This window comes from Desulfovibrio sp. SGI.230, from assembly GCF_050313065.1.
In the GTDB taxonomy this organism is placed as follows: Bacteria; Desulfobacterota; Desulfovibrionia; order Desulfovibrionales; family Desulfovibrionaceae; genus Desulfovibrio.
Genome location: NZ_JBNPKS010000006.1, coordinates 98,263 through 125,191 on the forward strand (window position 1 = coordinate 98,263; position 26,929 = coordinate 125,191).

25 protein-coding genes are annotated in these 26,929 nt (G+C 65.3%); 10 read left to right on the forward strand and 15 right to left on the reverse strand.

What is annotated here, in order from left to right; all coding sequences use genetic code 11:
- Positions 1 to 300: 300 nt before the first annotated feature.
- From ACQRAG_RS07165 to ACQRAG_RS07205, 9 genes are all read right to left on the reverse strand, one after another.
- Positions 301 to 1,353, reverse strand: coding sequence for a 4Fe-4S dicluster domain-containing protein (locus ACQRAG_RS07165; RefSeq protein WP_168934711.1), 1,053 nt, complete (start codon positions 1,351 to 1,353; stop codon positions 301 to 303).
- On the reverse strand, positions 1,350 to 2,798 hold the full coding sequence (locus ACQRAG_RS07170) for a hydrogenase iron-sulfur subunit (protein ID WP_168934712.1): 1,449 nt from the start codon (positions 2,796 to 2,798) through the stop codon (positions 1,350 to 1,352). Before ACQRAG_RS07170 ends, ACQRAG_RS07165 begins: the two co-directional genes overlap by 4 nt.
- On the reverse strand, positions 2,786 to 4,747 hold the full coding sequence (locus tag ACQRAG_RS07175; protein ID WP_006008592.1) for a CoB--CoM heterodisulfide reductase iron-sulfur subunit A family protein: 1,962 nt from the start codon (positions 4,745 to 4,747) through the stop codon (positions 2,786 to 2,788). The genes ACQRAG_RS07170 and ACQRAG_RS07175 overlap by 13 nt, the downstream gene beginning before the upstream one ends.
- Positions 4,744 to 5,664 (reverse strand): CoB--CoM heterodisulfide reductase iron-sulfur subunit B family protein, encoded by a 921-nt coding sequence (locus ACQRAG_RS07180; RefSeq protein ID WP_204625994.1) that lies wholly within the window; start codon positions 5,662 to 5,664, stop codon positions 4,744 to 4,746. The genes ACQRAG_RS07175 and ACQRAG_RS07180 overlap by 4 nt, the downstream gene beginning before the upstream one ends.
- Positions 5,661 to 6,245, reverse strand: a complete 585-nt coding sequence (locus ACQRAG_RS07185) for a 4Fe-4S dicluster domain-containing protein (protein ID WP_006008589.1) — start codon at positions 6,243 to 6,245, stop codon at positions 5,661 to 5,663. The genes ACQRAG_RS07180 and ACQRAG_RS07185 overlap by 4 nt, the downstream gene beginning before the upstream one ends.
- Positions 6,246 to 6,396: 151 nt before the next feature.
- Positions 6,397 to 6,846: a type II 3-dehydroquinate dehydratase gene (gene aroQ / locus ACQRAG_RS07190; protein WP_168934714.1), complete on the reverse strand. Its 450-nt coding sequence runs from the start codon at positions 6,844 to 6,846 to the stop codon at positions 6,397 to 6,399.
- A 15-nt stretch (positions 6,847 to 6,861) separates the two neighbouring features.
- Complete coding sequence (gene aroE, locus ACQRAG_RS07195) at positions 6,862 to 7,710, reverse strand: shikimate dehydrogenase (protein ID WP_168934715.1); 849 nt, start codon at positions 7,708 to 7,710, stop codon at positions 6,862 to 6,864.
- 47 nt (positions 7,711 to 7,757) lie between these two features.
- On the reverse strand, positions 7,758 to 8,144 hold the full coding sequence (locus ACQRAG_RS07200) for a rhodanese-like domain-containing protein (RefSeq protein WP_168934716.1): 387 nt from the start codon (positions 8,142 to 8,144) through the stop codon (positions 7,758 to 7,760).
- 68 nt (positions 8,145 to 8,212) lie between these two features.
- Positions 8,213 to 9,409, reverse strand: coding sequence for a pyridoxal phosphate-dependent aminotransferase (locus tag ACQRAG_RS07205; RefSeq protein ID WP_304014820.1), 1,197 nt, complete (start codon positions 9,407 to 9,409; stop codon positions 8,213 to 8,215).
- A gap of 138 nt (positions 9,410 to 9,547) precedes the next feature.
- On the opposite strand from ACQRAG_RS07205, the gene ACQRAG_RS07210 reads away from it, so the two are divergent.
- On the forward strand, positions 9,548 to 10,000 hold the full coding sequence (locus tag ACQRAG_RS07210) for an MbtF (protein WP_168934718.1): 453 nt from the start codon (positions 9,548 to 9,550) through the stop codon (positions 9,998 to 10,000).
- A 225-nt stretch (positions 10,001 to 10,225) separates the two neighbouring features.
- Here the strand turns inward: ACQRAG_RS07210 and ACQRAG_RS07215 are convergent, their stop codons facing one another.
- Positions 10,226 to 10,768, reverse strand: a complete 543-nt coding sequence (locus tag ACQRAG_RS07215) for a hypothetical protein (RefSeq protein ID WP_168934719.1) — start codon at positions 10,766 to 10,768, stop codon at positions 10,226 to 10,228.
- 78 nt (positions 10,769 to 10,846) lie between these two features.
- A complete protein-coding gene (locus ACQRAG_RS07220; RefSeq protein WP_168934720.1) occupies positions 10,847 to 11,353 on the reverse strand; it encodes a peptidylprolyl isomerase in 507 nt (168 codons plus the stop codon).
- 142 nt (positions 11,354 to 11,495) lie between these two features.
- Between ACQRAG_RS07220 and mutY the strand changes: the two genes are divergently transcribed.
- From mutY to ACQRAG_RS07255, 7 genes are all read left to right on the forward strand, one after another.
- A complete protein-coding gene (gene mutY, locus ACQRAG_RS07225) occupies positions 11,496 to 12,695 on the forward strand; it encodes an A/G-specific adenine glycosylase (RefSeq protein WP_303933941.1) in 1,200 nt (399 codons plus the stop codon).
- A gap of 527 nt (positions 12,696 to 13,222) precedes the next feature.
- Positions 13,223 to 13,957: a ribosome maturation factor RimP gene (locus tag ACQRAG_RS07230; protein ID WP_168934721.1), complete on the forward strand. Its 735-nt coding sequence runs from the start codon at positions 13,223 to 13,225 to the stop codon at positions 13,955 to 13,957.
- Between the two features lie 136 nt (positions 13,958 to 14,093).
- Positions 14,094 to 15,413, forward strand: a complete 1,320-nt coding sequence (gene nusA, locus ACQRAG_RS07235) for a transcription termination factor NusA (protein WP_168934722.1) — start codon at positions 14,094 to 14,096, stop codon at positions 15,411 to 15,413.
- Positions 15,414 to 15,453: 40 nt separating this feature from the next.
- Complete coding sequence (locus ACQRAG_RS07240; RefSeq protein WP_317313593.1) at positions 15,454 to 15,645, forward strand: YlxR family protein; 192 nt, start codon at positions 15,454 to 15,456, stop codon at positions 15,643 to 15,645.
- Positions 15,645 to 18,779 (forward strand): translation initiation factor IF-2, encoded by a 3,135-nt coding sequence (infB, locus tag ACQRAG_RS07245; RefSeq protein WP_303867494.1) that lies wholly within the window; start codon positions 15,645 to 15,647, stop codon positions 18,777 to 18,779. Before ACQRAG_RS07240 ends, infB begins: the two co-directional genes overlap by 1 nt.
- Before the next feature lie 738 nt (positions 18,780 to 19,517).
- Positions 19,518 to 19,811, forward strand: coding sequence for a DUF503 domain-containing protein (locus ACQRAG_RS07250; protein ID WP_040370061.1), 294 nt, complete (start codon positions 19,518 to 19,520; stop codon positions 19,809 to 19,811).
- Positions 19,795 to 20,811, forward strand: coding sequence for a DHH family phosphoesterase (locus tag ACQRAG_RS07255; RefSeq protein ID WP_304014892.1), 1,017 nt, complete (start codon positions 19,795 to 19,797; stop codon positions 20,809 to 20,811). The genes ACQRAG_RS07250 and ACQRAG_RS07255 overlap by 17 nt, the downstream gene beginning before the upstream one ends.
- Positions 20,812 to 20,887: 76 nt before the next feature.
- Here the strand turns inward: ACQRAG_RS07255 and ACQRAG_RS07260 are convergent, their stop codons facing one another.
- The 3 genes from ACQRAG_RS07260 to argB all read right to left on the reverse strand — a co-directional run bounded on the left by ACQRAG_RS07260 (position 20,888) and on the right by argB (position 23,173).
- The gene (locus ACQRAG_RS07260) at positions 20,888 to 21,154 is read right to left on the reverse strand and encodes a hypothetical protein (protein WP_204626595.1); all 267 of its coding nucleotides are present in this window, start codon (positions 21,152 to 21,154) and stop codon (positions 20,888 to 20,890) included.
- A gap of 1 nt (position 21,155) precedes the next feature.
- Positions 21,156 to 22,235, reverse strand: a complete 1,080-nt coding sequence (locus tag ACQRAG_RS07265; RefSeq protein ID WP_239463959.1) for a hypothetical protein — start codon at positions 22,233 to 22,235, stop codon at positions 21,156 to 21,158.
- A gap of 158 nt (positions 22,236 to 22,393) precedes the next feature.
- Positions 22,394 to 23,173 carry an acetylglutamate kinase gene (gene argB, locus ACQRAG_RS07270; RefSeq protein WP_006008566.1) on the reverse strand — a complete coding sequence of 260 codons (780 nt, stop codon included), beginning with the start codon at positions 23,171 to 23,173 and terminating at the stop codon, positions 22,394 to 22,396.
- 237 nt (positions 23,174 to 23,410) lie between these two features.
- Here argB and gltX point away from each other — a divergent pair, with 237 nt between their 5' ends.
- Together gltX and ACQRAG_RS07280 are read left to right on the forward strand one after the other, a co-directional pair.
- Positions 23,411 to 24,808 (forward strand): glutamate--tRNA ligase, encoded by a 1,398-nt coding sequence (gene gltX, locus ACQRAG_RS07275; protein WP_204626594.1) that lies wholly within the window; start codon positions 23,411 to 23,413, stop codon positions 24,806 to 24,808.
- 246 nt (positions 24,809 to 25,054) lie between these two features.
- Positions 25,055 to 25,627, forward strand: coding sequence for a cyclase family protein (locus ACQRAG_RS07280; RefSeq protein ID WP_303900189.1), 573 nt, complete (start codon positions 25,055 to 25,057; stop codon positions 25,625 to 25,627).
- Between the two features lie 357 nt (positions 25,628 to 25,984).
- On the opposite strand, the gene ACQRAG_RS07285 is transcribed toward ACQRAG_RS07280, so the two are convergent.
- Positions 25,985 to 26,641, reverse strand: coding sequence for a GNAT family N-acetyltransferase (locus tag ACQRAG_RS07285; protein WP_427804208.1), 657 nt, complete (start codon positions 26,639 to 26,641; stop codon positions 25,985 to 25,987).
- Between the last annotated feature and the right edge of the window lie 288 nt (positions 26,642 to 26,929).

Genomic DNA, 26,929 nt, shown 5'->3' on the forward strand with positions numbered 1-26,929 from the left:
CTCTTGCGGGTACGGGCGGGTTTTTCTTCAGCCACGGCGGGAGCCTGGGCGGGTTCGGCCACGGCGGGGGCTTCGGCCTTCACGGCTTCGGCCGGCACCGGGCTTTCCTTGACCACGGGCGCATGGCTTTCCTTCAGCACGGGGCTGTCCGTGCCGCGCACGGCCACTTCCGCGGCTTCTGCCGGGGCAGCCGCAGCGGCAGCCTTCTTGGTCTTGGCTGCGGGCTTGGCGGCAGGCTTGGCGGCAGCCTTCGTGCTTTTGCTCCGGGTGGTAGTTTTCTTGGTAGCCATGAACGAACTCCTACTTGTTGATGGCGTCGAGCACGATGGCGCGGATATCCAGATGCACGGGGCAGTTGCTCACGCAGCGGCCGCAGCCGTTGCAGGAGAAGGCGCCCCAGTTCTCGGGATAGGTGGCAAACTTGTGCGACACGCGGTTACGCATGCGCAGGGCCTTGGCCGTACGGGGATTGTGCCCGCTGGCTTCACGCGTGAACAGGGGCGACATGCAGTTGTCCCAGGTACGCAGACGGCGGCCCTCACGGCCGTTGAGGCCGTCGCCTTCGTCGGTGATGTTGAAGCAGTAGCAGGTGGGGCAGAAGTAGGTACAGGCCCCGCAGGACAGACAACGGTCGGTCTCCTGCTGCCAGAACTCCACATCCTCGAAGCGGGCGGCCACCTTGGCCGGAGCTTCGGCCAGGCTGGGCGCCTTTTCCAGGCTGGCCCAGGCGGCCTTGCGGGCGGCCTCGGCATCGGCAAAGCGGTCGGCGCCGTCGGCCAGGCTGCTGCCTTCCAGCAGGGCCGCGCCCTTGTCGGTCATGGCCTGCAGCACATAGCCGCCTTCCACTTCGGTCATCAGCACGTCGGAACCTTCCGGCGAGGTGGGACCGCCGCCCACCCAGTGGCAGAAGCAGGTGCTGCAACCGCTGGGGCAGGTCAGGGTGATGACGGTGAGCTGGTCACGACGGGCCTTGTAGTACGGGTCCGCGAAGGGGCCGTGCAGGTAGGGCCGGTCCAGGGTCACATAGCCGCGGGCGTCACAGGGACGGCTGCCGAAGACCACGGTGGGCTCGGCCTGCGGCGTATCGTCCAGGGTCATGGTGCATTTGCCCGGATCATTGGGATCCTTGGTCTTGCTGTAGCGCACCAGCACTTCGCACTGGGGCAGCACGGCTTCCTTGGCGGGCACGGTGGCCTTGGCCAGGGTGAAGGGCTTGCCTTCCTTCCAGGGCTCGAACACGACCGCGGTCTTGTTGCCCGGCTTCTCTACCGGGGCCAGCACGCGGGCGCTCTTGGAGAGGTGAGCCAGAAAGGCGGGCAGGCCGTCAGCGGTGACGAAACGGGTTATGCTCATTTCCACTCCCTCTCATGGATGTTCTTTTCTTCCAGCTCATAGCCCAGCAGCGGCGGCACGGCCTCGGGGTCCATACCGGCCTTGTAGCCGTCGAAGAGCTGGCTCACGGCACGACCGATCTGCTGGCGCAGGGCCAGGATCGGGATGCCCACGGGGCAGGCCCGCTGGCATTCGCCGCAACCGGTGCAGCGGCCGGCCAGGTGCAGGGCGTGGATGGTCTGGAAGTACAGTTTTTCGCGCACGCTGTCTTCCTGGGTCATCCAGTGGGGATCACGGCTCTCGGCCACGCAGTAGTCGCGACACACGCACATGGGGCAGGCGTTGCGGCAGGCGTAGCAGCGCAGGCAGCGTTCCATCTGGCCGCGCCAGAAGGCCATGCGTTCGGGCAGGGTCATGGAGTCCAGCAGAGCCAGCTCGGGCGGCGTGCCGGGGGTGCCTTCCACCGTGGTGGGCGCACCGGCCAGGGTGTCGGCCAGCTGGGCCGTGGGCATGGTGCAGCCGTAGCATTTGCCCTGGGCGCATTCGGTCATGCAGAAGCGGTGTTCCTTGCCGTCGGCGGTGACGGTCACGCCGGCCTCGTCATAGACCACGCTGTCGATCTTGTTGTAGCGGCCCAGTTCCTTGTCCACGCGGGCCATGTCCAGGGTGCCTTCGCAGGGCATGGCGAAGATGGTCACGTCGTCGCGGTTGATGAGGTTTTCCTGCAACAGTTCCACCACGGAACGGGAGTCGCAGCCCTTGACCACGATGCCCACCTTCTTGCCCTTGAAGCTGGGCAGGTAGGTGGCGGGGTTGTTGACGTTGAAGGGGCCCCAGACCAGCTTGTCCACGTCTTCGGGCGTGCGCATGAACAGCGGCACCGTATGCACGGCGTCGTAGCCCTGCTGCCAGCCGATGACGCAGTCCAGTTCGGGCAGCTTGGCCTTGATGGCGGCCTTGAGCTCGTCCAGTTTGGCGTTCTGGCCGGTGCCCAGCGGACGCAGGGACGTGAGGGCCATGTCCACCACCTTGAGCAGCGGCTCGGGATCCTCGAAGCGGGGCGCGGGGCCCAGCTTGTGGATGCGGTCGGTGAAGGTGGTCACCACATGCTGCCAGCGCTGGCCTTCGGAAGCCGAGACCCAGGTGTACTCGAAGCGGCGCTCGTCGATGCCCAGCACGGGCAGGAACTGCTTGAGCACTTCCAGACGGCGGCGGGCATAGTAGTTGCCGGCGGAATAGTGGCAGTCACGCGGGTGGCAGCCCGACACCAGAACACCGTCCGCACCGTTGAGCAGGGCGCGCACGATGAACAGCGGGTCGATGCGGCCCGAACAGGGGACACGGATGATACGCAGGTCGGTGGGCTGGGTGGCACGGGCGACCCCGGCGGTGTCGGCACCGCCGTAGGAACACCAGTTGCAAAGAAAGCCTACGATCCGCAGTTCTTTGCCATTCAGCACTGGCATAAGGCATTCACCTCCGCAAGGATCTGATTGTCAGTAGCGTGCGAAAGCTGGATGGCCCCCTGCGGACAGGTGGAGGTACACACACCGCAACCCTGACATACGGTTTCGATAACCTGCGCCTTCTTCTCGCCGCGGAATTCCACTTCCGTGATGGCGCCGAAGGGGCAGCAACGGATGCACTTGCCGCAGGCCACACAGCGCTTGTTGTCCACCTGCGCGATCTGCGGGTCATTTTCAAGTTTGTCGCGGGCAAAGAGCGCCAGCACCTTGGCCGCGGCGGCCGAGCCCTGGGACACCGACGAGGGGATGTCCTTGGTGCCCTGGCAGACACCGGCCAGGAACACGCCGGCGGTGTTGGTCTCCACGGGCTTCAGCTTGGGATGGCTCTCCATGAAGAAGCCGTAGCTGTCGTAGGAGATGCGCAGCTTCTCGGCCAGCTGCGGGGAGCCCTTGCTGGCTTCGATGCCCACGGCCAGGACCACCAGGTCGGCGCGGATCTCCACGGGCTGGCCCAGCAGGGTATCCACGCCCTTGACGATGTACTGGCCATTGCCGTCGGGATAGATCTTGGACACGCGGCCGCGGATGTATTCCGTGCCGTATTCCTCGATGGCCCGGCGGGTGAACTCGTCATAGAGCTTGGATGGGGCACGGATGTCCATGTAGAAGACGTAGGACTGCGAAGTGGGGATGTGGTCCTTGGTCAGCACGGCCTGCTTGGCGGTGTACATGCAGCAGAAACCCGAACAGTAGGGACGGCCGATGGACTTGTCGCGCGAGCCCACGCACTGGATGAAGACCACGCTCTGGGGCTCCTTGCCGTCGGAAGGACGCTTGATGTGGCCTTCGGTGGGGCCGGAGGCGGACAGCAGGCGTTCGTACTGCAGGGAGGTGATGACGTCGGGGTACTTGCCGCCGCCGTACTGCTCGTAGATGGTCCAGTCCATGAGGTCGTAACCGGTGGCGGCCACGATGCAGCCCACTTCCTCGGTGATGACCTCGTCCTGCATGTCGTACTTGATGGCGCCGGTGGGGCAGACCTTGGCGCACACGCCGCACTTGCCCTTGGTCATCTGACGGCAATATTCGGGATTGATGACCGCCTTCTTGGGGATGGCCTGCGGGAAGGCGATGTTGATGGCCGTGGTGGGACCGGTGAATTCGTTGAAGGCGTCAGGCGTCTTCTTGCTGGGGCATTTTTCCGTGCAGGCGCCGCAGCCGGTGCACAGGCTCCAGTCCACATAGGTGGCGCGCTTGCGGATCTTGACGGTGAAGTTGCCCACGTAGCCGGAGATGTCTTCCACTTCCGACATGGCGTACAGGGTGATGTTGGGATGCTGGGCCACGTCCACCATCTTGGGGCCCAGAATGCAGGCCGAGCAGTCCACGGTGGGGAAGGTCTTGTCCAGCTTGGCCATCTTGCCGCCGATGGTGGGCTGGCGTTCCACCAGCACCACGGGCACGCCGCCGTCGGCGCAGTCCAGGGCGGCCTGGATGCCGGCCACACCGCCGCCGATGATCAGCACGCGCTTGTTGATGTCGAAGGACTTGGAGAACAGCGGCTTGTTGTTGCGCAGCTTGGCAACGGCCATCTCCACCAGTTCGGCGGCCTTGTTGGTGTTGGCCACCTTGTCTTTGCCGATCCAGGAGACGTGCTCGCGGATGTTGGCCATTTCGAACATGTAGCGGTTCAGGCCGGCGCGTTCCACGGTGCGGCGGAACGTGGGCTCGTGCATGCGCGGGCTGCAGGAGGCCACCACCACGCCGTCCAGCTTGTGCTCGTGGATGGCCGCCTCGATGGCGGCCTGGCCGGGCTCGGCGCAGGAGTACATGAGGTCCACGGCGTAGACCACATCGGGATAGGCTCGGGCCGTCTCGGCGACCTTGGCGCAATCAACGGTGCCGCCGATATTGCTGCCGCAGTGACAGATGAAAACGCCTATTCTCATGCTTTATCTCCTTCGGGGGCCTGGGCCTTCTGGGCGTCTTCGCGCTGGGTGTCGAGGATGCGCTCCACCAGGGCGTTGGCGCTGACCACCAGCTTGTCGAGGCCCAGTTCGCTGGGCAGCATGCCGAAGGCAAGGCCCATCATCTGGGTGTAGTAGAGCACCGGCATATTGAAATAGCGGTCCACGCCCTTCATGGCCTGCTTCTGGCGCAGGTCCAGGTTCATCTGGCACAGAGGGCAGGCCACCACGATGGCGTCGGCGCCCATGTTGGTGGCCACTTCGAGGATGCGGCCCGACAGCTGCGCCGTCATGGGACGTTCCGGGATGCCGAAGGAGGCGCCACAGCACTCGGTCTTGAGCGGGAAGTCCAGCATCTCGGCGCCGCAGGCGCCCAGCAGCTCTTCCATGAGGGTGGGGTTCTCGGGATCCCCGAACTGCATGAGTTCCGCCGGACGGCTCATGAGACAGCCGTAGTAGGCCACCAGCTTGAGGCCGCGCAGGCTGCGCTTCACACGGCTGGCGATGGCCTTGGCGTCGTACATCTGGGCGATGCCCTGCATGACGGAGGTCACGGGCGGGAAGCTCTCGGCCGCGGGGTTGTCCAGCAGCTCGTTGACGCGGGCGCGGAACTCCGGCTTTTCCATGCGTTTGGCCGCATGGCGCAGGTTGGAGAGGCAGCTCGGACAGGGCGTCACCACCATGTCGGCCTGGGTGCGGGCGGCGATGTCCAGGTTGCGCACGCACAGGGCCGCGGAAAGTTCGGTATCCACCGCATGGGCGGGCGTGGAACCACAGCAGTTCCAGTCGGGCAGCTCTTCCAGACGCATGCCCAGGGCGCCGCACACGGCCTGGGTGGACATTTCGTAATCGGCCGAGGAGCCCTTGGCCGAACAGCCGGGATAGTAGGCAAGTCTCATGGGCGCACCCCCTCACGCTTGGCGCGTTCCTTGTAGCGGGTCATGATGCGGCCCACAGCCTCGGCGCCGCCGTTGGGAATGGAATGGGGCTTGAAGCCCAGCTTCTGTTTGGCCAGGGCCTGGGGAGCCAGGTCCACGTCCGTGAAGACGCGCAGGGAGCGCAACATGTACAGGACCATGGTGCCGATCTCGTAGGTCCGCCCGAACTTGCGCACGGTATCGAGGAAGGAGAACCAGAATTTTTCCACCTTGGGCACGGCCACGCGGCCTTCCTTGCGGGCCATGTGACGCAGGGTCTCCATGACCTCGGCCACATCGATGTTGTTGGGGCAGCGGAGGCTGCAGGTGGAACAGGACAGACACATCCAGATGGAGCGGGAGTTCAGCACCTGGTCTTTCAGACCCAGTTGCACGCCACGCATGATCTGGTTGGCCTGCAGGTCATAGACGAAGCCCGCAGGACAGCCAGCCGAGCAGTTGCCGCACTGGTAGCAGGTGGAGACGTTTTGCCCGCTCTGCGCTTCCACCGCGGCGGTGAAGTCGCGGTCACGCTTTCGGGTCAGATCAATGGCGTCGTTCATGGAAACTCTCAAGGTTAGAGTCTGAAGGACAAAGACATACCAATTTGCAGCAGACTAGCGCGTCTGCATGAAAAAATCCAGCCAAAGCACACATGTTTTTTACGTTCCGCACAGTTCGCAAAGTCTTGGCTGGCGGGCATTTTCCGCCACGTCAGGCATCCTTGCGTTCCAGCAACGAACAGGCGGCGCGCAGGCCCAGCAGATAGCTGTCCACACCGAAGCCCGCGATGCTGCCCGCGCTGACCGTGGACAGCACCGAATGGTGACGGAACTCCTCCCGGGCATGGACGTTGGACATGTGCACCTCCACCACCGGGATGGACAGTATGCCCAGGGCATCCATGATGGCGTAGCTGTAATGGGTCCAGGCCCCGGCATTGATGACTATGGCGTCCGTGCCGTCCGTGAGGGCCGCGTGGATGCGTTCCACCATCACGCCCTCGTGATTGGTCTGGAAGGTCTCCAGCGCCACGCCCAGTTCACCGGCCAGCCCCTGCAGGGCCGCGTCGATGTCGGCCAGGGTGGCATGGCCGTAATGACGGGGGTCGCGTTTGCCGAACATGTCGAGATTGACGCCGTGGAGGACGAGGATCTTGTGCATGGTATCCCTCCTGACTCAGGCGCGCGCGGCGCCCAGCTGATGTTCCAGGGCCAGACGGGCGGCCTGCGGCATGTCCTGCCCGGTCCAGAGGCGGAACTGGGCCTCGCCCTGACGGAAAAACATCTCCAGGCCGCTGATGGTGGCCCAGCCGCGGGCCTGTGCCTCGCGCAGGAACAGGGTGCGCAGCGGGTTGTAGACGATGTCGTAGGCCACGGGCACACCGCCGTCCGCCGGGGCCGGGGCCCGGTCGAAATCATAGGGGCTCTGGTCCTCGGCCTTGCCGTGCATGCCCAGGGGCGTGGTGTTGACCAGCAGCGAGGCCGCCACGTCATAACGCTCGGCCCAGGGCACGGCCGTGACGCCGAAGCGCTCCACCAGCGGCGCATGGGAACGGTCGGAAGGCGTGGTCACGAAGATGCGGCGGCAGCCGTGCAGCCACAGGCCGCAGACCACGGCGCGGGCGGCCCCTCCGGCGCCCAGCACCAGCACCGGGGTGGCCGGGTCGAGGCCGCGTTCCAGCAGGGGATGCATGAAGCCGGTCACGTCGGTGTTCTCGCCGCAGAGCCGGTCGTCCCGCCAGTACAGGGTGTTGGCGGCGCCCATGAGCTCCACGCGCTCGCTGCGGTGATCCAGCAGGGGCAGGATCTCCACCTTGTGCGGCAGGGTGACGGAGCAGCCGCGGATGCCCAAAAGGCGCATGCTGTCCACGAATCGCGGCAGTTTTTCCGGGGGCAGCTCCCAGAGCATGTAGGCCGCGGGGATGCCCAGGGCCTGGAAGGCGGTGTTGTGCAGCAGCGGGCTCAGGCTCTGGGCCAGGGGCCAGCCGATGACGCCATAGAGGGAAGAGGGGATGAAAGCGGACATAAGGCAGTATCCATGGAGGAGAGGGCACGGCCGGGCCGTGCGGGACGTTATTCTTCGGGCAGCCCGGCGGCCCGCCAGGAGCGGAAGCCGTCGGCAAGGTGCAGCACGTCGTCCCGGCCCCACTGCCGCAGTAGGCGCATGGCCTGCCCGGAGCGGTTGCCCGAACGGCAGTAGAGCAGGATGGGCACGTCCTTGCGCGCCAGGGCTTCCAGCTGCTGCCGGAAATCCGGGACGAAGAAATCCAGGTTGCGGGCGCCGGGCAGATGCCCGTCCCGGAACTCTTCCGGGGTGCGGATGTCCAGTACCACCAGACCGACGGGCGGCCGGGCCAGCACCTGACGGGCCTCGTCCGGGCCGATGTCGCGGGCCAGGATGCCCGCGGCAGGCAGCAGGAGACAGCACAGCAGGACAAAAAGGGAAAGGAGACGGGACACGATACCTCCGGAAGACGCAGGAGACAAAAAGGGCGGGAAGGCGCACGCCCTCCCGCTCCCAAAAGACGTTACTTGCCGGCCACCGCGGCGTAGGCGCGGGCGAAGCCTTCGGCGGCATTGCGGATGACGGTCTCGTCCACGCAGAAGGCCAGGCGGAAATAGCCGGGGCAACCGAAACCGGAACCGGGCACGGCCAGCACGCGCTCTTCCACCAGACGGTTGACGAAGGCCACGTCGTCGCCGCCGGGGGCCTGCGGGAAGAAGTAGAAGGCACCGGCGGGCATCTGGAAGCTGTAGCCGGCATCGGTCAGCACCTCGGCCATGGCCTGACGGCGGCGGGCGTAGATCTCCACGTCCACCTGGCTGCCCAGGGCGGCGGCCATGATGTGCTGGCCCACCACGGGCGGGTTGACGAAGCCGAGGATGCGGTTGGTCAGGGTCAGACCGGCCATGAGCCTGGCACGGTCGGCCAGCTTGGGCGAAACGGCCACATAGCCCACGCGTTCGCCGGGCAGGGACAGGTTCTTGGAGAAGGAGCTGATGACCACGGCATACTGGTACAGGGGCAGCACCGAGGGCACTTCCACGCCGTCGTAGGTCAGGAAGCGGTAGGGCTCGTCGGCGATGAGCCAGATGGGATGGCCGTACTGCTCGCTCTTGTTCTCCAGCAGGCGGCACAGGGAGGTGACGGCCTTGCGGCTGTAGACCACGCCCGTGGGGTTGTGGGGCGAGTTGATGAGCACCACGCGGGTCTTCTCGTCGATGGCTTCTTCCAAGGCGTCCAGGTCGGGCTCGAAGGTACCGGGCTTGCTCATGATGGCCTGGAGGCTGCCGCCGTGGTTGCCCACATAAAAGCCGTATTCCACGAAATACGGGGCAAAGGTCAGCATCTTCTCGCCGGGATTGATGACGGCGCGCAGGAAGGCATTAAGGCCGCCGGCGGCACCGCAGGTGAGCAGCACGTCATTGGCCTCCAGGACCACGCCCTGCTCCTTGCTCAGATGGGCGGCCAGCTGTTCGCGCGCCCAGGGGAAACCGGCATTGGGCATGTAGCCGAAAGCGAAAGGTTCACCGGCATGTTCGGCAAAACGGCGCAGGCCCTCGCCCACGGCGGCGGGGGCGGGCAGGTCGGGATTGCCCAGGCTGAAGTCATAGACGTTCTCCGCACCGTAGCGGGCTTTCAACTGGCCGCCGGCCTCGAACATGCGGCGGATCCAGGAGGCATTTTCCAGATAGCCGGAAACGCTTTCTGCAAGAAGGGACATGGGTTTCTCCTGAGTTGTTGTCCACGCAATCCTGGCGGAGCGCACAGGGCTCGTCAGACTGCTGATCCTATTGTCATTCTGGTGACTATCCAGTATAGCTTGCGAAGGCTGGAAATAGCAAATACCCGGAGGCCCCCCATGCGCAAGCGTTTTTCTGGAAAAAACCTGTACCGTGCTCCGCTCCTGCTGGGCGCGACCCTGATGCTCTCGGCCTGCGGCCTGTGGCAGGACAGCAGCGAGCCCCCCGCCCAGCCGGAAACGCCCCCTGACATGCAGGTGGACGTGAAGCTGCGCGCCCTGCACCGCTGTTCGCGCATCTCGCCCGAGATGGTGGTCACCAACGTGCCCAAGGGCACGGACTACTTTGATGTCCGCCTGCTGGAGAACGAGCCGCAGGAACGCCTGCTGGGCGGCGGCAACTGGGAGAACGACGGCACCGGCATCATCCCCGAAGGCGCCCTGACGCGGGTCTACACCGGCCCCTGCCCGCCGGCGGGCCAGAGCCGCCAGTACACCTATGTGATCTCCGCCATGTCCCACAAGAGCAAGCACCCCCTGAGCGTCCGGGTCTATCCCTTCGTCCAGGAATAGGCTGACAAACTTTCGGGAGCCTCCCCTGCGGAGCGCTGCCGTGACGGGCATGGCCTGACCGCCGGCCCTTCGCCCCCTGCGTCCCGGGGCCTGCCCCTGGAACATACGCCGCTGCGGCGACACCGCAGCACATCCCTGAAAAAAACAGGACCGCCATCCCCGCAGCCCAAAGGCAGTACGGGGAGGCGGTCCTGTCGTTTTCCTTGCGGAAGAGATCCCGACTTCTTACTTGTTGCCCAGGGTCTCCTGGAGCACGTCGATCATGAAGGCATCGGGATTCTTGGCGCAGGCGGCCAGGAACTTGTCCAGGGTCTCCTGCTTGGCCAGGATGGACTTTTCCGTCACATTGTACTGGCGGTTGTAGGCATCCAGCCAGATGACGAAGCCGCTGCCGTTCTCGGGATGTTCGTTATAGGCGCGGCACTTGGTCACGTCGGCTTCCCATTCGCCGCTGATGGGGCGGGGCAGCTTTTTCTTGAGGGGCTCCCAGATCTCGGCCACCACGGCGGTGGGCTGCTCCTGGCACATGAGGTAGGCCTGGGGCACCAGCACGTTGATGGCCTGCGGATCAGCCACGGTATAGCCGATGTTGGAGCTCACGTAGCCGTCGATCTGCAGGGCCTGGAAGACGGGCGGATCCTGGCTGACGGCGCCCTGCGCCACGAATTCGGCGCAGATGTAGTTGGCGGGGTCGATCTTTTCGTCTTCCGCCTGGGCAGCCAGGGGCAGGGCCAGCAGCAGGCAGCAGCACAAAAGCCATTTTTTCATGTTTCCTCCTGAAAATCCGGCAGCCCCACGACAGGCGTGGGGCTGACAGTCCAGAATCGGTGAGGAACAGGCCGCGGCCTATTCGAAGCGGCTGGCGCCGGTGATGAGCACCATGTCGGTGGGCACGTTCTCGTGGAAGCCCACGCTCTTGGTCTTGACCTTGGCGATCTTGTCCACCACGTCCATGCCTTCCACGACCTTGCCGAACACGCAGTAGCCCCAGCCGCTGGGCACGGGAGCGCTGTAGTTCAGGAAATCGTTGTCCACCAGGTTGATGAAGAACTGGGCGGTGGCGCTGTGGGGATCCATGGTGCGGGCCATGGCGATGGTGCCGCGGTCATTGGAAAGACCGTTGTCGGCTTCGTTCTTGATGGGGGCGCGGGTGGCCTTCTCGTCCATGCGGGGGCCAAGGCCGCCGCCCTGGATCATGAAGCCGGGGATCACGCGATGGAAAATGGTGTTGGCATAAAAGCCGTCATCCACATATTGCAGGAAGTTGGCGACGGTGTCGGGAGCCTTGTCGGGGAAGAGCTCGATCAGGATGTCGCCCGAGGTCGTTTCCAGCAGCACGGTGGGATTGGACATGGTAACTCCTTGAGGGAAATTTGCGGCGGCCATGCAACACGGCGGCCATCCGTCTCTATACGACAAGCGGCCGGCAAAGACAATGCGCCCCTCTCCGCCCCGGCGGGGTGACAGGAAGGGCCCGCGCGGCTACACTGCGGCCATGAGATCCCGCCAGACCACCGGCCAGCATACGCTGCCGTCCCTTGTCCCCGTCACCGGTGCCGTGCCGCCGCCCGGCCACCGTCCGCCCGAAGACCACCTCCCCGAGCTGCAGCAGGCCCTGCTCGCCTGGTTCGCCGCCAATGCCCGGCCCCTGCCCTGGCGACGCCATTACACGCCCTACGAGGTCTGGATCTCGGAGATCATGCTCCAGCAGACCCAGATGGAGCGCGGCGTCAGCTACTTTTTGCGCTGGATGGAGCGCTTCCCCGACCTGCACGCCCTGGCCGCCGCCTCCGAGGAGGAGGTGCTGCACGCCTGGGAGGGCCTGGGCTACTATTCCCGTGCCCGCAACCTGCTGGCCGCCGCCCGTCTGGTCATGCAGGAACACGGCGGCGTCTTCCCCTCCGATCCCGAAGCCATCCGCGCCCTGCCCGGCATCGGCCCCTACACCACCGCCGCCATCGCCAGCATCGCCTTCAACCTGCCCGTGGCCTGTATCGACGCCAACGTGGAACGGGTCATCGCCCGCGTCTTCGATGTGGACAGCCCGGTCAAATCCGGCCCGGCCGCCGCACGCATCGCGGAGCTGGCCCGCCGCATCCTGCCCGAAGGCGAGGCCCGCCGCCACAACCAGGCCATGATGGAGCTGGGCGCCCTGGTCTGCGGCAAGAAGCCCCGCTGCGGCCAGTGTCCCCTGGCCCGTTTCTGCACGGCCCTGCATCTGGGCATCGTGCATGAGCGCCCCGTGCCGGGCAAAAAGGCGGAGATCACTCCCATCGAGGTGGTGACCGGCGTCCTTTCCAGCCACGACCGCGTCTTCGTCCAGAAGCGTCTGCCCCAGGGTGCCTGGGGCGGTCTGTGGGAATTCCCCGGCGGCCGCGTGGAGCCCGGCGAGACGCCGGAACAGGCCGTGGTGCGCGAATTCGCCGAAGAAACGGGCTTCACCGTCCGGGTGACGGCCCCGCTGGGCATCATCCGCCACGGCTACACTACCTACCGGGTGCGCCTGCACTGCTTCGCCCTGGAGCTGGTCACGGACGATACGCCCCGGCCGCCCGAGCCCCCCGTGCTCACGGCGGCCACGGCCTGCCGCTGGCTGGAGCGCGGAGAGCTGGAGAGCCTGGCCATGCCCGCCGCCCACCGCAAACTGGCCGACAGCCTCACGGCGCCGAAAGGGCCGCTGCTGACGGCTTTTTAGGGCTTTTTTTGAGGGGGAACCCCTCATCTCTGCTATCGATGCCCGTAGGGCTCCTGCGTCGCCAACGGGCACGGCCCTGCGGGCCGCCATCCGGTCGCTACTGGCGCGAGAGGGGTTCCCCCTCAAACTCCCCCTCCCCAGTGCGCTTTATCAGGGGAGGCAGCGCGTCCTTGCCGCCTTCCACCGCAGGACCGGAGACGGGATGCCCTGCGCTCGCAGGAGTCCGGGACGGCGGACCGCCCCTGTCCACCTCTCCCCAGTGAAGTCGCACGGGGCCGCGCCGCACTGGATGCCCGGCCTGTCCGCAGCGGTCTTTCCTGAAAAATCCGCGCCAAAAGCGGATTTTTCCGCCCCAGGCCATGAAAAAGGCTTGACAGGCCCCTGATTCTTTCCTTATATGGTTGTCCGAAATGGCGCGGCAGTCACTGCCGCATCATCCTGATGCAGAACATGCGTTCACAACGGGGTGGCCTCAACAGGCCCCCTTTTTTTTGTACTTGCGACCGGGCAGACGCCCAGGAAGGGACATGAGCGAAAACAGCCTCAAGGAAACCGTCACCCGTCTGGCCACGCCCCTGGTCCAGGCTCAGGGTCTTGAAATCTGGGGTGTGGAGATCGCCCAGGCAGGCCGCACCACGGTGCGTGTGTTCGTCGACCTGCCGCTGGAGGTCAAACAGGCCCAGGCCGCGCTGTCCGCCGACAGCGATCCCGCCGACAACCTTGAGGACAGCGCCGACATCATGACGGCCCGCTCCGCCAGCATCGACCAGTGCGAGGAGATCTCGCGCCAGCTCGGTCTGGCCCTCGAAGTGGAAGACCTCATCGAACAGGCCTATGTGCTGGAAGTCTCCACGCCCGGCTTCAGCCGTCTGTTCTTCTCTCTCGACCAGATGCGTTCCTATGTGGGCGACATGGTGGAACTGCGCATGGTCTCCGCCTACGCTCCCGAGAACGCCCCCGCGGCCCGTCGCGCCTGGCGCGGCGTCCTGCGCGAAGTCACCGACAGCGCCGTGCGCGTGGCCCCTGCCAGCGTCTCGGCCGAGGGCGACATCTGCCCCGAGGCCATGGACGAGGTCCTGGTGCCCTGGGACATGGTGCGCCGCGCCAGCCGCATCCATATTTTCCGCCAGCCGCAGAAGCCCGGCAAGCAGCCCGCCCGCAAGGCCGCCAAGGCCGCGCCCCAGGGCGACGCCCCCAAGAAGGGCAAGGGCAAGAGCGGCAAGAGCAAGCATCCCGGCCGCAACGAGGCCGAAGACATATAACCGCACGGGCACGCCCTGCGGTCCTCTCACGCGGCCGCAAGGCCGCTTCGTCATCACCCGCCCGTGACGGCGGTTTCCGGCCCCGGCCGGTACACCAGGAAATTTATGCCGCCCTGTGCGGCAGCCGGAGGTAGCAATGAACCTTGAACTCAAAAAGGCCATTGACCAGATCAGCAAAGACAAGGGCCTTGACCGCGACATGCTCATCAAGACGCTTGAAGATGCCGTGCGCACCTCGGTGCAGCGCCGCTTCAGCGAAGATATGGATGTGGAAGTCCGGTACAACGACAACACCGGCGACATCGAAGTCTACCAGTTCAAGATCGTGGTGGAAGACGGCGAGGTCGAGAACGAAGACACCCACATCGGCATCACCGAAGCCCGCACCCATGATCCCTCCGTGCAGATCGACGACGAAGTCGGTTTCCGCGTGAAGGTGGAAGACCTGGGCCGCATCGCCGCCCAGTCCGCCAAGCAGGTCATCATCCAGCGCATGCGCGACGCCGAGCAGGAAATCATCTACGACGAGTACAAGGACCGCATGGGCGAGATCGTCTCCGGTATCGTGCAGCGTCGCGACAAGGGCGGTTGGGTGGTCAACCTGGGCCGCACCGAAGCCATCCTGCCCCGCGAGGAACAGATCCCCCGCGAACACTACAAGCGCAACGACCGCGTGCAGGCCATCATCATCGACGTGCGCAAGGAAGGCCGCGGCCCGCAGGTGGTCGTCTCCCGCGCGCACCGCGACTACATGGCCGCCCTGTTCCGCCGCGAAGTGCCCGAAGTGGACGACGGCGTGGTGCAGATCATGGGCGTGGCCCGCGACCCCGGCTCCCGCGCCAAGGTGGCCGTGCTCTCCCGTGAACGTGATGTGGATCCCGTGGGCGCCTGCGTGGGCGTGCGCGGTTCGCGCATCCAGAACATCGTGCAGGAACTGCGCGGCGAACGCATCGACATCGTGGTCTGGAGCCCCGATATCGCCACCTACGCCCGCAACGCCCTGGCCCCGGCCATGGTCTCCCGCATCGTGGTGGACGAAGAAGAGAACCTGCTGGAAGTCATCGTGCCCGATGACCAGCTGACCAACGCCATCGGCCGCAAGGGCCAGAACGTCAAGCTGGCTGCCCGCCTGCTGGGCTGGAAGGTCGATATCTTCACCGAGACCCGCTACAACGAGGCCAATGCCATCGGCCACGGTCTGGAGCAGGTGGCCAGTGTGGCCGAAGTTTCCATGAACCAGCTGCTGGAAGCGGGCTACACCTCGCTGGACCTGCTGCGTCAGGCCACTGACGAGGAACTGTCCGACAAGCTGGCCATCTCGGACAGCCGCATCGCCGACCTGCGTTCGGCCATCAACTTCCTGGCCCCCGTGGCCGAGCCCGAACCCCGGGCCGCTGAGGAAGAAACGACCGACGCCGGCAACGGCGAAAAAGTCCAGGATGGTGATGAAGACTAGCCCCGACGCGCCCGCCGAGGGCTGCGAAGGGCCAGTGAGAATGTGCGTCATCTGCCGCCGCCGTTTCGCCAAGGCGGCACTGACGCGCCACGTGCGCGACGCGCACGGAAATTTGATTATCGACGCGCCGCAGACCAGTCCGGGCAGGGGCTGGTACCTGTGTGACGATCCGGCCTGCGCGGCACGATTCGCCAAGTTCAGACCGTCCAGACGGCGCAAGGGGGAAAAGTAATGTCGGATAGTAAAATCAAAATCAAGGATCTTGCCACTGAGCTCAAGATGGATGCCAAGGAACTGCTGCAGGAGCTGCAGTCCATGGGCTTCAACGTCAAGAGCGCCCAGGGCTCCATCCCCATGGAAGAAGTGAGCGGGGTTCGCGACCGTGTGGCCGAGAACCGCCAGCGCAAGGCCGACCGCAAGGACGATCAGCCCACGGTCATCGTGCGCCGCCGCCGCGTGAAGGACGAAGCCCCGGCCGAAGAACAGCCCGTGGCCGAGACCAAGGCCGAAGCCGCGCCCGAAAAGGCTCCCGAGCCGGCCGCCCCGGTGGAGACGCCCGCGGCCCGCGTGATCTCCGTCCCCGAGCCCGAAAAGGCTCCCGAGGTCAAGCCCGAACCTGTGAAGGCCGAACCCAAGGCCGAAAAGACTCCCGAACCCGTCGCCCCGGTGGAAACGCCTGCCGCCCGCGTGGTGGCCGCCCCCGAGGCCGAAAAGGCTCCTGAAGCCAAGCCCGAACCCGTGAAGAACGAAGCCAAAGCCGAACCCAGGACCGAAGCCAAGCGCGAAACCCGCGTGGAAAAGGCGACGCCCCAGACCGCCCGCGTGGTGGCTCCGGCCGGCGCCCGCGTCATCAGCCGCCCCGATACCACGCCCACGGCCCGTATCATCCGGCCCGCCCAGGCCGCCGCTCCCGTGACCAAGACGGAAGCCAAGGCCGAGCCCAAGCCCGAAAAGGCCCCCGAAGCCAAGCCCGAAGTGCGCAAGAGCGCCGTGCTGGCCGCCATCAACGCCAAGGAAGCCGCCGAGAACGGCGCCGCGGAAAAGGCCGCCAAGCCCCGCGCCGGCCGTCCTGACGCTTCGGCCATGCCCGAAGGCTCCTCCGCGCCCACGCTGCCCCAGCGCGAGGCCCGCGAGAACCGTGACGACCGCCCCGCCGAAGCCACGCCCACCCGCGCCCGCGTGGTGGCCCCGGCCCCCCAGGTGCGCGTCATCTCCCGTCCCCAGCCCGGCGCCACGCCCGCCCGTGACAGCCGCGACGGCGGACGCGATCGCGACGGCGGCCGTGACGGCCGTGACCGCGACGGTCGTGACAACCGTTCCGGCCGCCCCGGCGGCAACCGTTCCGGCTTCGGTGACCGTCCCCGCGGCGGTGCGCCCCGTCCCGCCGGTGGCGGCTACAGCGCTCCCGCGCCTGCCGCTCCCCTGGACAGCCGCGACGGCCAGAGCAAGAAAAAGCGCAACAAGGGCCGCCGCACCGTCGATTTCCAGCAGGGCGATTTCGGCCGCCATCAGGACGATGATGACGCGCCGCGCATGAACCGCAGCACCCGCGGCCGCCGCAAGCCCGGCAAGCCCGCCGCCGTGCAGGCCACCCAGCCGCTCAAGGCCGCCAAGCGCAAGATCCGCGTGACCGAAGCCATCCGCGTGGCCGACATGGCCCACCAGATGGGCCTCAAGGCCAACGAGATCATCAAGGTGCTCTTCGGTCTGGGCGTCATGGCCACCATCAACCAGTCGCTGGATATCGACACCGCCACCCTGGTGGCCGCCGAATTCGACTACGAAGTGGAAAAGGCCGGCTTCTCCGAAGAAGATTACCTGCTGCCCCAGCAGGAGGATAAGCCCGAAGATCTCAAGCCCCGTCCTCCGGTCGTCACCATCATGGGTCACGTCGACCACGGCAAGACCTCGCTGCTGGACGCCATCCGCAAGTCCAACGTCACCAGCGGCGAAGCCGGCGGCATCACCCAGCACATCGGTGCCTACCATGTGAAGACCAAGCGCGGCGAGATCGTCTTCCTCGACACCCCCGGTCACGAGGCCTTCACCGCCATGCGCGCCCGCGGCGCCCAAGTCACCGACCTGGTCATCCTGGTGGTGGCCGCCGACGACGGCGTCATGGAGCAGACCCGCGAAGCCGTGAACCACTCGCGCGCCGCCGGTGTGCCCATCATGGTGGCCGTCAACAAGATGGACAAGCCCGGCGCCGATCCCGACCGCGTGCTGCGTGAACTGTCCGAGATGGGCCTGCAGCCCGAAGACTGGGGCGGCGACACCATCGTGGCCAAGGTCTCCGCCAAGACCCGTCAGGGCCTGGACGACCTGCTGGAACTGGTGGCCCTGCAGTCCGAGATCATGGACCTCAAGGCCAACCCCAACAAGCCCGCCCACGGCCGCATCGTGGAAGCCAAGCTGGACAAGGGCCGCGGCCCCGTGGCCACCGTGCTCATCCAGGAAGGCACCCTGCACCAGGGCGACAACTTCGTGTGCGGCCAGTTCTCCGGCCGCGTGCGCGCCCTGATGAACGACCAGGGCAAGAAGGTCAAGGAAGCCGGTCCCTCCATTCCCGTGGAAGTGCAGGGCTTTGAAGGCGTGCCCGAAGCCGGTGAAGAGTTCTTCGCCGTGGCCGACGAAAAGCTGGCCCGCCGCATCGCCGAAATGCGCGCCACCAAGCAGCGCGAACGCGATCTGGCCAGCGAATCCAAGGTCACCCTGGAAACCTTCCTGTCGCGCCGCGCCTCCGACCAGGAGACCCTGACCCTCAACCTGGTGCTCAAGGCCGACGTGCAGGGCAGCCTGGAAGCCATCACCGAGGCCCTCAACAAGCAGAGCACGGAAAAGGTGCGCATCAACGTGGTGCACGGCGGCACCGGCGCCATCTCCGAATCCGACATCATGCTGGCTTCCGCCTCGCAGGCCATCATCATCGGCTTCAACGTGCGTCCCACCTCGCGCATCAAGGACATCGCCGAACGCGAGAACGTGGATATCCGCTTCTACGATATCATCTACAAGCTGGTGGATGACATCAAGAGCGCCATGGCCGGTCTGCTGGCTCCCGTGCAGCGCGAAGTCTACCTGGGCCAGGCTGAGGTCCGTAACACCTTCAGCGTGCCCAAGGTCGGCATCATCGCCGGTTCCTATGTGGCCGACGGCAAGATCGCCCGTAACGCCGGCGTGCGCCTGCTCCGCGACGGCGTGGTGGTCTACACCGGCAAGATCAGCTCCCTCAAGCGCTTCAAGGACGACGCCCGCGAAGTGGTCAAGGGCAACGAATGCGGCGTGGGCCTGGAAAACTTCAACGACGTCAAGATCGGCGACATCATCGAAGCCTTCGAGACCGTCGAGGAAGCTGCCACCCTGTAAGCCGCGGTGGCCCGGGCGGCCCGTCCCCTGCCGGACCGTCGCCCCTCGTAGCTTCCTGCGTCGCAACGATGGGCGCATCGAAGCCTTCGAGACCGTCGAGGAAGCTGCCACCCCGTAACAACGACAAACCGTGTCATGGCCGGGCCTGCCCCCGGCCATGGCAACGGATACCCCCATCGGGGAATGTCCCCCTTTTCCCCGCCAAGGCGGCCGGTCTTCCGGCCGCCTTTTTTGATGCTGTCAGGACAGGCGAGGGGGAAAGGGGACCTTTTTGGAAAAAGGTCTCCCTTCCCCCCTCACACTCCCCCCATCCTCCCAAAAACTTTTATGCAGATCTGTGGCAGGCCGTCATGACGCACAGGCCCTTCTGACGCCCCTGGTCCCCCGGTGACACTCTGAAAAGGATGGCCCGTACCCCTCGCGATGGCGGAAGACCGCAGGAGGGCCGGCACCCTGTTCCTCCTCCCCCTCCCGTCTCTCCCGCAACTGTTCCTGCCGGATGCCGCAAACGGATGCTCTTTTCAAATGCGGCACTATCATTTACAAAATACGCCTGCTTTCCTGCCTTTTCGCGAAGAGGGGCACGATAGCAGGCCCGCCGGACAACGGCGGGGACCTGACATACCGACCCGAACAAAAGTTTTACGGGGGGATGGGGGTCCGGGGGAAGGGGGACGCTTTTCCAAAAGCGTCCCCCTTCCCCCGGTCTTGCCTCTCCCGAGGCCCGATACCATGCCCATGTTCGTAGCAGTCCTGACTGTGGAATTTGCCCTTGACGGCAACGACAACCTCAAGGCCAAGCGCCGTGTGGCCAACAGTCTGAAGCAAAAGGTACGCAACCGCTTCAACGTGGCCATCGCCGAGGCAGGCACCGAGAACAGCCTGACCCGCCTGCGGCTGGCCGTGACGTCCATCTCCAACAGCGAGAGCCATTTGCGCAGCCGCATGGACAAGTGCGCGCTGATGATGGAAGCCGTCTGCACCGAAGAAATGACCGACAGCGAGGTAGAGATCTATGCCGTTGATGACTGAGATACCCGAAAACTGGCGCGAGCCCGCCGCGCGCATGGTGACGAGCCTGCGCGGTCTGAACCGGGTGCTGGTGGCCGCCCATGTGAACCCCGACGGCGACGCCCTGGGCTCCATGAGCGCCCTGGGCTGGCTGCTGAAGGACATGGGCAAGGAATTCGTCCTCTACAGCCCCTCGGGCGTACCGGACTATCTGTCCTTCCTTCCCCTGCCCTGCACGCTGCTCACCAGCCTTGAGCGCCTGCCTTTCGAGCCCCAGGCCCTGGTCCTGCTGGACTGCGGCGAGCCCCACCGCCTGGGCGACGATCTGGCCGCGGCTCTGGAAGGCCGCTTTGCCGGGACGGCCATCGTCAATATCGACCATCATCTGGGCAGCGACGGCATGGGGACGGTCGACAACTGGATCGAGCCCGCCGCCGCGGCCACGGCCCAGCTGGCGGCCTATGTCTGCCTGGCGGCCGGTCTGCGGCCGGAGGGCCCGCTGGGCGAATCCCTGGCCCTGGGGCTGGTGACCGATACCGGCGGCTTCCTGCACGGCAGCACCACGGCCGCCGTCTTCCGCCTGGCGGCCCTGCTCAGCGACAGCGGCTGTGACATCCACAAGCTGCGCGAAAAGCTCGACAACAACTGGAGCCCGGCCCGCATGGCGCTCTGGGCCCGGCTCATGCAGCGTGTGGAGATCAGCTGCGACGGCCGCGCGGCCCTGGCGCTGGCCCGTCTGGAAGACCTGCGCCAGTGCGGGGCCCTCAAGGAAGATCTGGAAGGGCTGGTGGAGCAGTTCCGCCGCTTGCGCGGCGTGGAGGCCTCCGGCATCCTGCGGGAGGACGCGCCCGGCGTCTACAAGCTCAGCCTGCGTTCCACGGGCACCACGGACGTGCGTTCCGTGGCCGTGCAGTTCGGTGGCGGCGGCCACCGCAACGCCGCGGGCGGGACGCTGCGCATGGAAGGCGAGGAAGCCTTCGACGCCGTCCGTACGGCCCTGTGCCGCATGTTGCGGGGCTGATCCGGCCAGCCGTGAAAATGGAAAGGGACCGCGTTCGCGGTCCCTTTTTTCATGCGGATATGGCTGCGTCTCCCTGCTAGTCGGGGATGTAGCGGTTGATGGTGGCCGCGCCTTCTTCATGGGCACGGTAGTAAATGCGCAGCTCGCCTTTGTCGTCCAGCTCGAAACGGGACTCCTGGACAAGGCCGTTGACCTCGGCCGTCATCAGCGCGGAAAGGATGTCTTTTTTATTGAGGGCCCGGAAGGAACCATAGGTGCCCTTGAGGGCCTCGATGATGTCTTCGGGACAGGCTTCGTCCACCGTGGTCAGATACTTGAGGATGGCAAAGTTCAGGGGTCTCATCCTACTGCTCCTTTCTGTGGAAGAGGGCCAGGGGGTTGGTGGCGATGGTGAAGATGCCCACGACCATCAGGACGGCGCCCACCCAGGCCACCGGCACCATGTTCCAGCCGTCCAGACCGAAGACGACGCCCAGGATGAGCCAGCAGAAGAAGGGCCCCCAGAAGGAATAGGCGCCGTTACAGGCCATGCCCAGGGCCGCACCGCACATGGCGTTGCCCCGGTACCAGCACATGAAGTTGAAGTAGCACAGGAAACCGGCCACCACGAACCACTTCATGGAATCCACGTCGGCAAGGGCCTTGCCCAGCATGGCAAAGCCGTCCGTCTGGCCGATCCAGCCCAGGATGGGCACCAGGATGATGAGGTTGGAGATGCCGATGGTCACTTCACGGATGGTGATGCCCACTTCGGAGTCGATGATGGACACCCCGTAACCGCACACACAGCCTTCGATGCCCCAGCCCAGAGCGGCCAGGAAGCCGAAGAACAGGCCCAGCATCATGTGGGGACGCGCCTCGATGCCGCCCATGCTGGAGAAGCCGATCAGGGCGCTGGCCGAAAGACAGATCAGGATGCCCAGCATCATGCGGGGCGTCAGGGGCTGCCGGAACAGGAAGCGGGCCAGGATGGCGCCGATGGCCGGGCACAGGGCGCTGATGGGCACGACGATGGAGCCGGCCATCTGCAGGCCCACCACATAACAGGTGGAGGCGAAGGGGCCGCCGAACAGGGCCGCCACCAGCATCATCATGCCGGGACGCGTCTTGAAGCTGCGCCCGAAGTCGCCCAGTTTGCCGCGCAGGGCCGCCATGATGAGCGCCCAGATGGCCGCACAGCCGTCAGTGAGGCCGGCGCCCAGGGCGCTCAGCAGAAAGAGGACCGCGAATTCCGACAGGCCGGAATTCTCGCCGTACCAGACGGCCCAGATGCCCATGGCCATGGCGTAGGTCATGAAGGCCGTGTACATACCGTAGACCATACCGGACGAGACAGCCGTCAGGATGCCCCGCGTCTGGAAACTTTTTTTCATGGCCCGTCTGGCGGCCACGGCAGCCGCACTGGGAGCAGCACATTGTGTCATGACTCCTCCAAATGATCCCTTGGCGGGATCTCAGTAAGTTACAGTGCACATGGCGGCACCGGGCCTTCCCCGCCCAGGCGGGATACCGGCCCCGGTACCGGCAAGGACTGGCAGCGCCGGGAAGGGACGGCCCTCCCGGCATCCTTTCTTCCGCAAAACTAGGCCGTGACCACCGTGCCCAGCGGTTCGCCGTCCAGCAGATAACGGCGCAGGCTGGAGGGCTGGCGGCCATCCAGGATCAGGGCCCGGGAGCAACCTTCGTCCAGGGCATGCAGGCAGGACTGCACCTTGGGGATCATGCCGCCGTTGATGACACCGGCCTCGATGAGCTCGGCGATGCGGGCGCGGTCCAGGGAGGGGATCAGCTTCTTGTCCGCATCCAGGACGCCGGGAACGTCGGAGATCAGCACGAAGTAGTCGGCATGCAGGGCCCCGGCCACGGCACCGGCCGCCGTGTCCGCATTGATGTTCAGGGCCTGGCCTTCAGGACCGGAGGCCACCGGCGCCACCACGGGCAAGAAGCCGCCGTCCAGCAGACAGGAAAGCACGGAGGCATCGACCTTTTCCACATCGCCCACCAGGCCCAGCACAGGGTCCTTCACCCGCGCCCGCAGCAGGCCCGCATCACGCCCGGAAAGGCCCGCGGCACGGGCGCCGTGCTGCAAGAAACGGCTGACCACGGTCTTGTTGACCTGGCCGCACAGCACCATCTCCACGGCCTGCATGGTGTCGGCATCGGTCACGCGCAGGCCCTTCTCAAAACGGCTCTCGATGGCCAGGCGGTTCAGCAGGGCGTTGATCTGGGGCCCGCCGCCATGCACCACCACCAGGCGCATGCTCTGCTGCAGAAATGCCATGTCGTCGGCAAAGGCCGCGTTCAGTTCGTCCTTGTCCATGGCATGGCCGCCGTACTTGATGACAACAGTCTGGGTGCTCATATCTTCTCCTTGAGGCACAGGCATAAAAATGCGGTAAGACCGCCTCACCGCTGTAGCACCCCCGGCCGGGGAGGCGCAAGATGCCCGCCGCTCCCCATGTGCTGCCCGCCATTGCAAGGCAGGCGTATTGGGGTTATCCTGCCCTGCCTTACAGCCGCAGGGGCAAGGCTCCGCACGCCCCCTGCATACCGACCGCAAAATCACCTCGACGGCCTGCCGTCGATGAAGGACAGTACCATGAATAAAGTCGTTACCCGTTTCGCGCCCAGCCCCACGGGCCATCTGCACATCGGCGGCGCGCGTACCGCCATCTTCTGCTGGCTGCTGGCCCGCCACTTCGGCGGCGAGTTCCACCTGCGTATCGAGGACACCGACCTGCTGCGCTCCAAGCAGGAGTACACCGACTCCATCCTGGCTTCCATGCGCTGGCTGGGACTGGACTGGGACGGCCCCCTCAACTACCAGACCCAGCGCACCGAGCTGTACAACAGCTATGTGGACAAGCTGCTGGAGACCGGCCACGCCTACTGGTGCTCCTGCACCCCCGAGGAAGTGGAAGCCATGCGCGAAAAAGCCCGCGCCCAGGGCCTGAAGCCCCGCTACAACGGCTGCTGCCGCGAACGCAACCTGGGCCCCGGCGAAGGCCGCTGCGTGCGCCTCAAGGCCCCCCAGGCCGGCAAGGTCGTGTTCGATGACATGGTCAAGGGCCGCATCGCCGTGGACGTGAGCGAACTGGACGACATGGTCATCCGTCGCGCCGACGGCATGCCCACCTACAACATGGCCGTGGTGGTGGACGACTACGAAATGGGCATCACCCACGTCATCCGCGGTGACGACCACGTGTCCAACACCCCCCGCCAGATCCTCATCTACGAAGCCCTGGGCCTGCCCGTGCCCACCTTCGGCCATGTGCCCATGATCCTGGGCCCCGACCGCCAGAAGCTCTCCAAGCGTCACGGCGCCCGCGCCGTCATCGAATACCAGAACGACGGCCTGCTGCCCCAGGCTCTGGTCAACTATCTGGTGCGTCTGGGCTGGTCCCACGGCGACCAGGAGATCTTCACCCAGGAAGAGCTCATCAAATTCTTCGACGGTACCAGCCTCAACCCCGCTGCCGCCGCCTTCGACCCGGCCAAGCTGGAGTGGATCAACGCCCACTTCATGCGTGAGATGCCCCTGGACGAACTGGCCAAACTGGTGCGTCCCTTCGTGGAAAAAGCCGGTCTGCCCGCCGATGTCGCCGACGACAAGCTGGCCGCCCTGTGCCACATGTTCCGCGAGCGCGCCGGGGACCTCAAGGCCCTGGCCGAATCCTTCCGTCCCCTGCTGGTCAGCGCCGACGAGCTGGCCTATGACGAAAAGGCCTGCGCCAAGAACCTGACCGATGCCAGCAAGGCCCACCTCAATGCCGTGGCCGAACTCTTCGCCGCCTGCGATCCCTTCGACGCTCCCGGCCTCGAAGCCGCCCTGCACGGTTACATCGAAGGCAACGGCCTCAAGTTCAAGGACGTGGCCCCGGCCCTGCGCACGGCCCTCATGGGCTTCATGGGCGGCCCCCACCTGCCCGAGATCATGGCCTTCCTGGGCAAGGACGCCAGCCTGGCCCGCATCCGCCGCGCCGCGGGCATGTAGTTTTGATCTGATCCGGGTGAGCTGTTGAGGGGAGAGGCCCCTTTTGCTTGCGGCAAAAAGGGGCCTCTCCCCTCAAACTCCCCTCTCCCCCAAAACCCGCTCTTATGCGGCCTGTGGCACTCCCGGAAAAAGGTCCCGCAAGCGTACAAGACGCCTGCCCGCTCTTGCAGGCAGGCGTCTTTCATAACTGTCCGAAAACGTCCTTCCTCCGCATCATAACCGCACGTTTCCGCAGCAGGAGGCCCCATGCTTCTCGATCTGACCACCGTCATCGCCCCGGATCATCCTGCCTTGATCTGGGCCCGGCAGCAAGACAATGCCCACATAGCACTGGGTCATGTGGGCACGCACCTGGATGTCTATGAATGCCGCCACATCCCGCTGGAGGCCTTCCGCTGCCCGGGGGTGCTGGCGGATGTGCGACACACGGACGAAGCCGGTCTTGCGGATGTGGATCTGGACGCCATCCCGGCCCGGGCCTTCGTCCTTTTTCGCACCGGCCGGATCGAACGCCATGCCTACGGGGAACCCGCCTATTTCCATGACCATCCCCAGCTAGCCCCGGAGCTCATCGACGCCTTGCTGGCCCGACGAATACGTTTCATCGGTATCGACGGTCCCGGCATCCGCCGTCACGCGGAACACGAGCAGGTGGACAGGCACTGCGAACGCCACGGTGTGCATGTCATCGAAAATCTTTGCGGCCTCGGCGATTTGATGCCGGGCAAGCCCTTCACGGTCTTCACCTTCTGGCAAGATGACCCGCAACGTACTGGCCTGCCCTGCCGCGTCATCGCCGAGCAGGACGTCATCATTTAGACAGGCCGCAACAATTTGCCGTGATACACCGGGACAAAGGTATGAAGGCCCCTGCGTCAACGGTCGATAATGCTCCGCCTGTTTCTTTCCCGGCAGAGTATCGCCGCCGGTCTGCGCCATCACCCCATGTCCGGGGAACGTCCCCCATAGAACAGGAAAACTTTTCCCCAAAAGGGAAAGCCTCCACATGGTCACTAGTGTGCCGCAATGGTGCCCAGATCAGCCCGTACAGAATAAAAGGGACTCTGTCTCCCCAGACACGAGTCCCTCAGCTTCATTTCCTTCCTCATATACCCCACAGCGGGAAGCACGTCCCGGAAGAGTCCGTGGAGGACGGCCCCTATCCTTCCTTCTGCCCTAGCATTTAGTCATCCATGTCCCCCAGCTTTCCTTGCGGGCCACATAGAGCAGGTGTTCCATATCCTGCCCGTAATAATGCTTGCTGAAGCGTCCGCACAGTTCCATACCATTGCGCCGGGCCACCGCCAGAGAAGGCGTATTATCGTCTCTGATGCACGAAAAGACTTCCGGCACACCCAGTACGTCAAAAGCGAATTCCATGCACGCACGGGCCGATTCTGTGGCATATCCGCGGTGCCAGTAGTTCTTTGCCAGCAGATAGCCAACTTCCGGGACCTGCAAGGTCCGAGGCGTGGCATCGATACGCGCGCTGAGCAACGCGGAAGGGCCCGCCTCTTCTCCGGCCGGAGCTTGTCCGCCCTCCTCACCATCAGCCGCAGCGGTACAGGCCGTCACCCCCGCACAATCCTGCAGGGTGATGCCGCACTGGCCGATCATTTCGCCCGTTTCCCGCAGCTCCACGGCCAGGGCACCGTATCCCGGCACCACATAGCGGGCCTGCTGGCGCCGCAGCCAGTCCCAGACTTCCCTGTCACTGAAGGCATGCCCGTAGGCATACATCACCCCGGGATCCTGCAGGTAACGGCACAGGGCCGGGAAATCCGCATCCGTCATGGGACGCAGGCAACAACGTTCCGTCATGATCTCCAGCATCGATCCAGCTCCATCAGTAATATCTTGCGGAGGGCAAAGTGCCCTGTTCTTGTCCGCTTGTCCACAAGGATTTCAGGAAATTTTCCAACAGGGAGCCAAGGGCCCAGAAAAAAATCGTTGCATTACTCCGGCAGCCCGCAACGCCATCTGCCTGATCCGGTACGGCCCGCGATCCCTTGTCTGCCTCGCCCTCACCGCAGCTCCATTGTGCTCGCGTATGGCCTTACGGAATGCCGGTCATCCGGCCTCACCGCAGATTCTTCCATCCTCGCACAGACTCACCGGCAA

Bases quoted from the DNA above. Each gene is read 5' to 3' on its own strand.
- ACQRAG_RS07165 (WP_168934711.1), bottom strand. From the start codon at position 1,353: ATGAGCATAACCCGTTTCGTCACCGCTGACGGCCTGCCCGCCTTTCTG.
- ACQRAG_RS07170 (WP_168934712.1), bottom strand. From the start codon at position 2,798: ATGCCAGTGCTGAATGGCAAAGAACTGCGGATCGTAGGCTTTCTTTGC.
- ACQRAG_RS07175 (WP_006008592.1), bottom strand. From the start codon at position 4,747: ATGAGAATAGGCGTTTTCATCTGTCACTGCGGCAGCAATATCGGCGGC.
- ACQRAG_RS07180 (WP_204625994.1), bottom strand. From the start codon at position 5,664: ATGAGACTTGCCTACTATCCCGGCTGTTCGGCCAAGGGCTCCTCGGCC.
- ACQRAG_RS07185 (WP_006008589.1), bottom strand. From the start codon at position 6,245: ATGAACGACGCCATTGATCTGACCCGAAAGCGTGACCGCGACTTCACC.
- aroQ (WP_168934714.1), bottom strand. From the start codon at position 6,846: ATGCACAAGATCCTCGTCCTCCACGGCGTCAATCTCGACATGTTCGGC.
- aroE (WP_168934715.1), bottom strand. From the start codon at position 7,710: ATGTCCGCTTTCATCCCCTCTTCCCTCTATGGCGTCATCGGCTGGCCC.
- ACQRAG_RS07205 (WP_304014820.1), bottom strand. From the start codon at position 9,409: ATGTCCCTTCTTGCAGAAAGCGTTTCCGGCTATCTGGAAAATGCCTCC.
- ACQRAG_RS07210 (WP_168934718.1), top strand. From the start codon at position 9,548: ATGCGCAAGCGTTTTTCTGGAAAAAACCTGTACCGTGCTCCGCTCCTG.
- ACQRAG_RS07215 (WP_168934719.1), bottom strand. From the start codon at position 10,768: ATGAAAAAATGGCTTTTGTGCTGCTGCCTGCTGCTGGCCCTGCCCCTG.
- ACQRAG_RS07220 (WP_168934720.1), bottom strand. From the start codon at position 11,353: ATGTCCAATCCCACCGTGCTGCTGGAAACGACCTCGGGCGACATCCTG.
- mutY (WP_303933941.1), top strand. From the start codon at position 11,496: ATGAGATCCCGCCAGACCACCGGCCAGCATACGCTGCCGTCCCTTGTC.
- ACQRAG_RS07230 (WP_168934721.1), top strand. From the start codon at position 13,223: ATGAGCGAAAACAGCCTCAAGGAAACCGTCACCCGTCTGGCCACGCCC.
- nusA (WP_168934722.1), top strand. From the start codon at position 14,094: ATGAACCTTGAACTCAAAAAGGCCATTGACCAGATCAGCAAAGACAAG.
- ACQRAG_RS07240 (WP_317313593.1), top strand. From the start codon at position 15,454: ATGTGCGTCATCTGCCGCCGCCGTTTCGCCAAGGCGGCACTGACGCGC.
- infB (WP_303867494.1), top strand. From the start codon at position 15,645: ATGTCGGATAGTAAAATCAAAATCAAGGATCTTGCCACTGAGCTCAAG.
- ACQRAG_RS07250 (WP_040370061.1), top strand. From the start codon at position 19,518: ATGTTCGTAGCAGTCCTGACTGTGGAATTTGCCCTTGACGGCAACGAC.
- ACQRAG_RS07255 (WP_304014892.1), top strand. From the start codon at position 19,795: ATGCCGTTGATGACTGAGATACCCGAAAACTGGCGCGAGCCCGCCGCG.
- ACQRAG_RS07260 (WP_204626595.1), bottom strand. From the start codon at position 21,154: ATGAGACCCCTGAACTTTGCCATCCTCAAGTATCTGACCACGGTGGAC.
- ACQRAG_RS07265 (WP_239463959.1), bottom strand. From the start codon at position 22,235: ATGACACAATGTGCTGCTCCCAGTGCGGCTGCCGTGGCCGCCAGACGG.
- argB (WP_006008566.1), bottom strand. From the start codon at position 23,173: ATGAGCACCCAGACTGTTGTCATCAAGTACGGCGGCCATGCCATGGAC.
- gltX (WP_204626594.1), top strand. From the start codon at position 23,411: ATGAATAAAGTCGTTACCCGTTTCGCGCCCAGCCCCACGGGCCATCTG.
- ACQRAG_RS07280 (WP_303900189.1), top strand. From the start codon at position 25,055: ATGCTTCTCGATCTGACCACCGTCATCGCCCCGGATCATCCTGCCTTG.
- ACQRAG_RS07285 (WP_427804208.1), bottom strand. From the start codon at position 26,641: ATGCTGGAGATCATGACGGAACGTTGTTGCCTGCGTCCCATGACGGAT.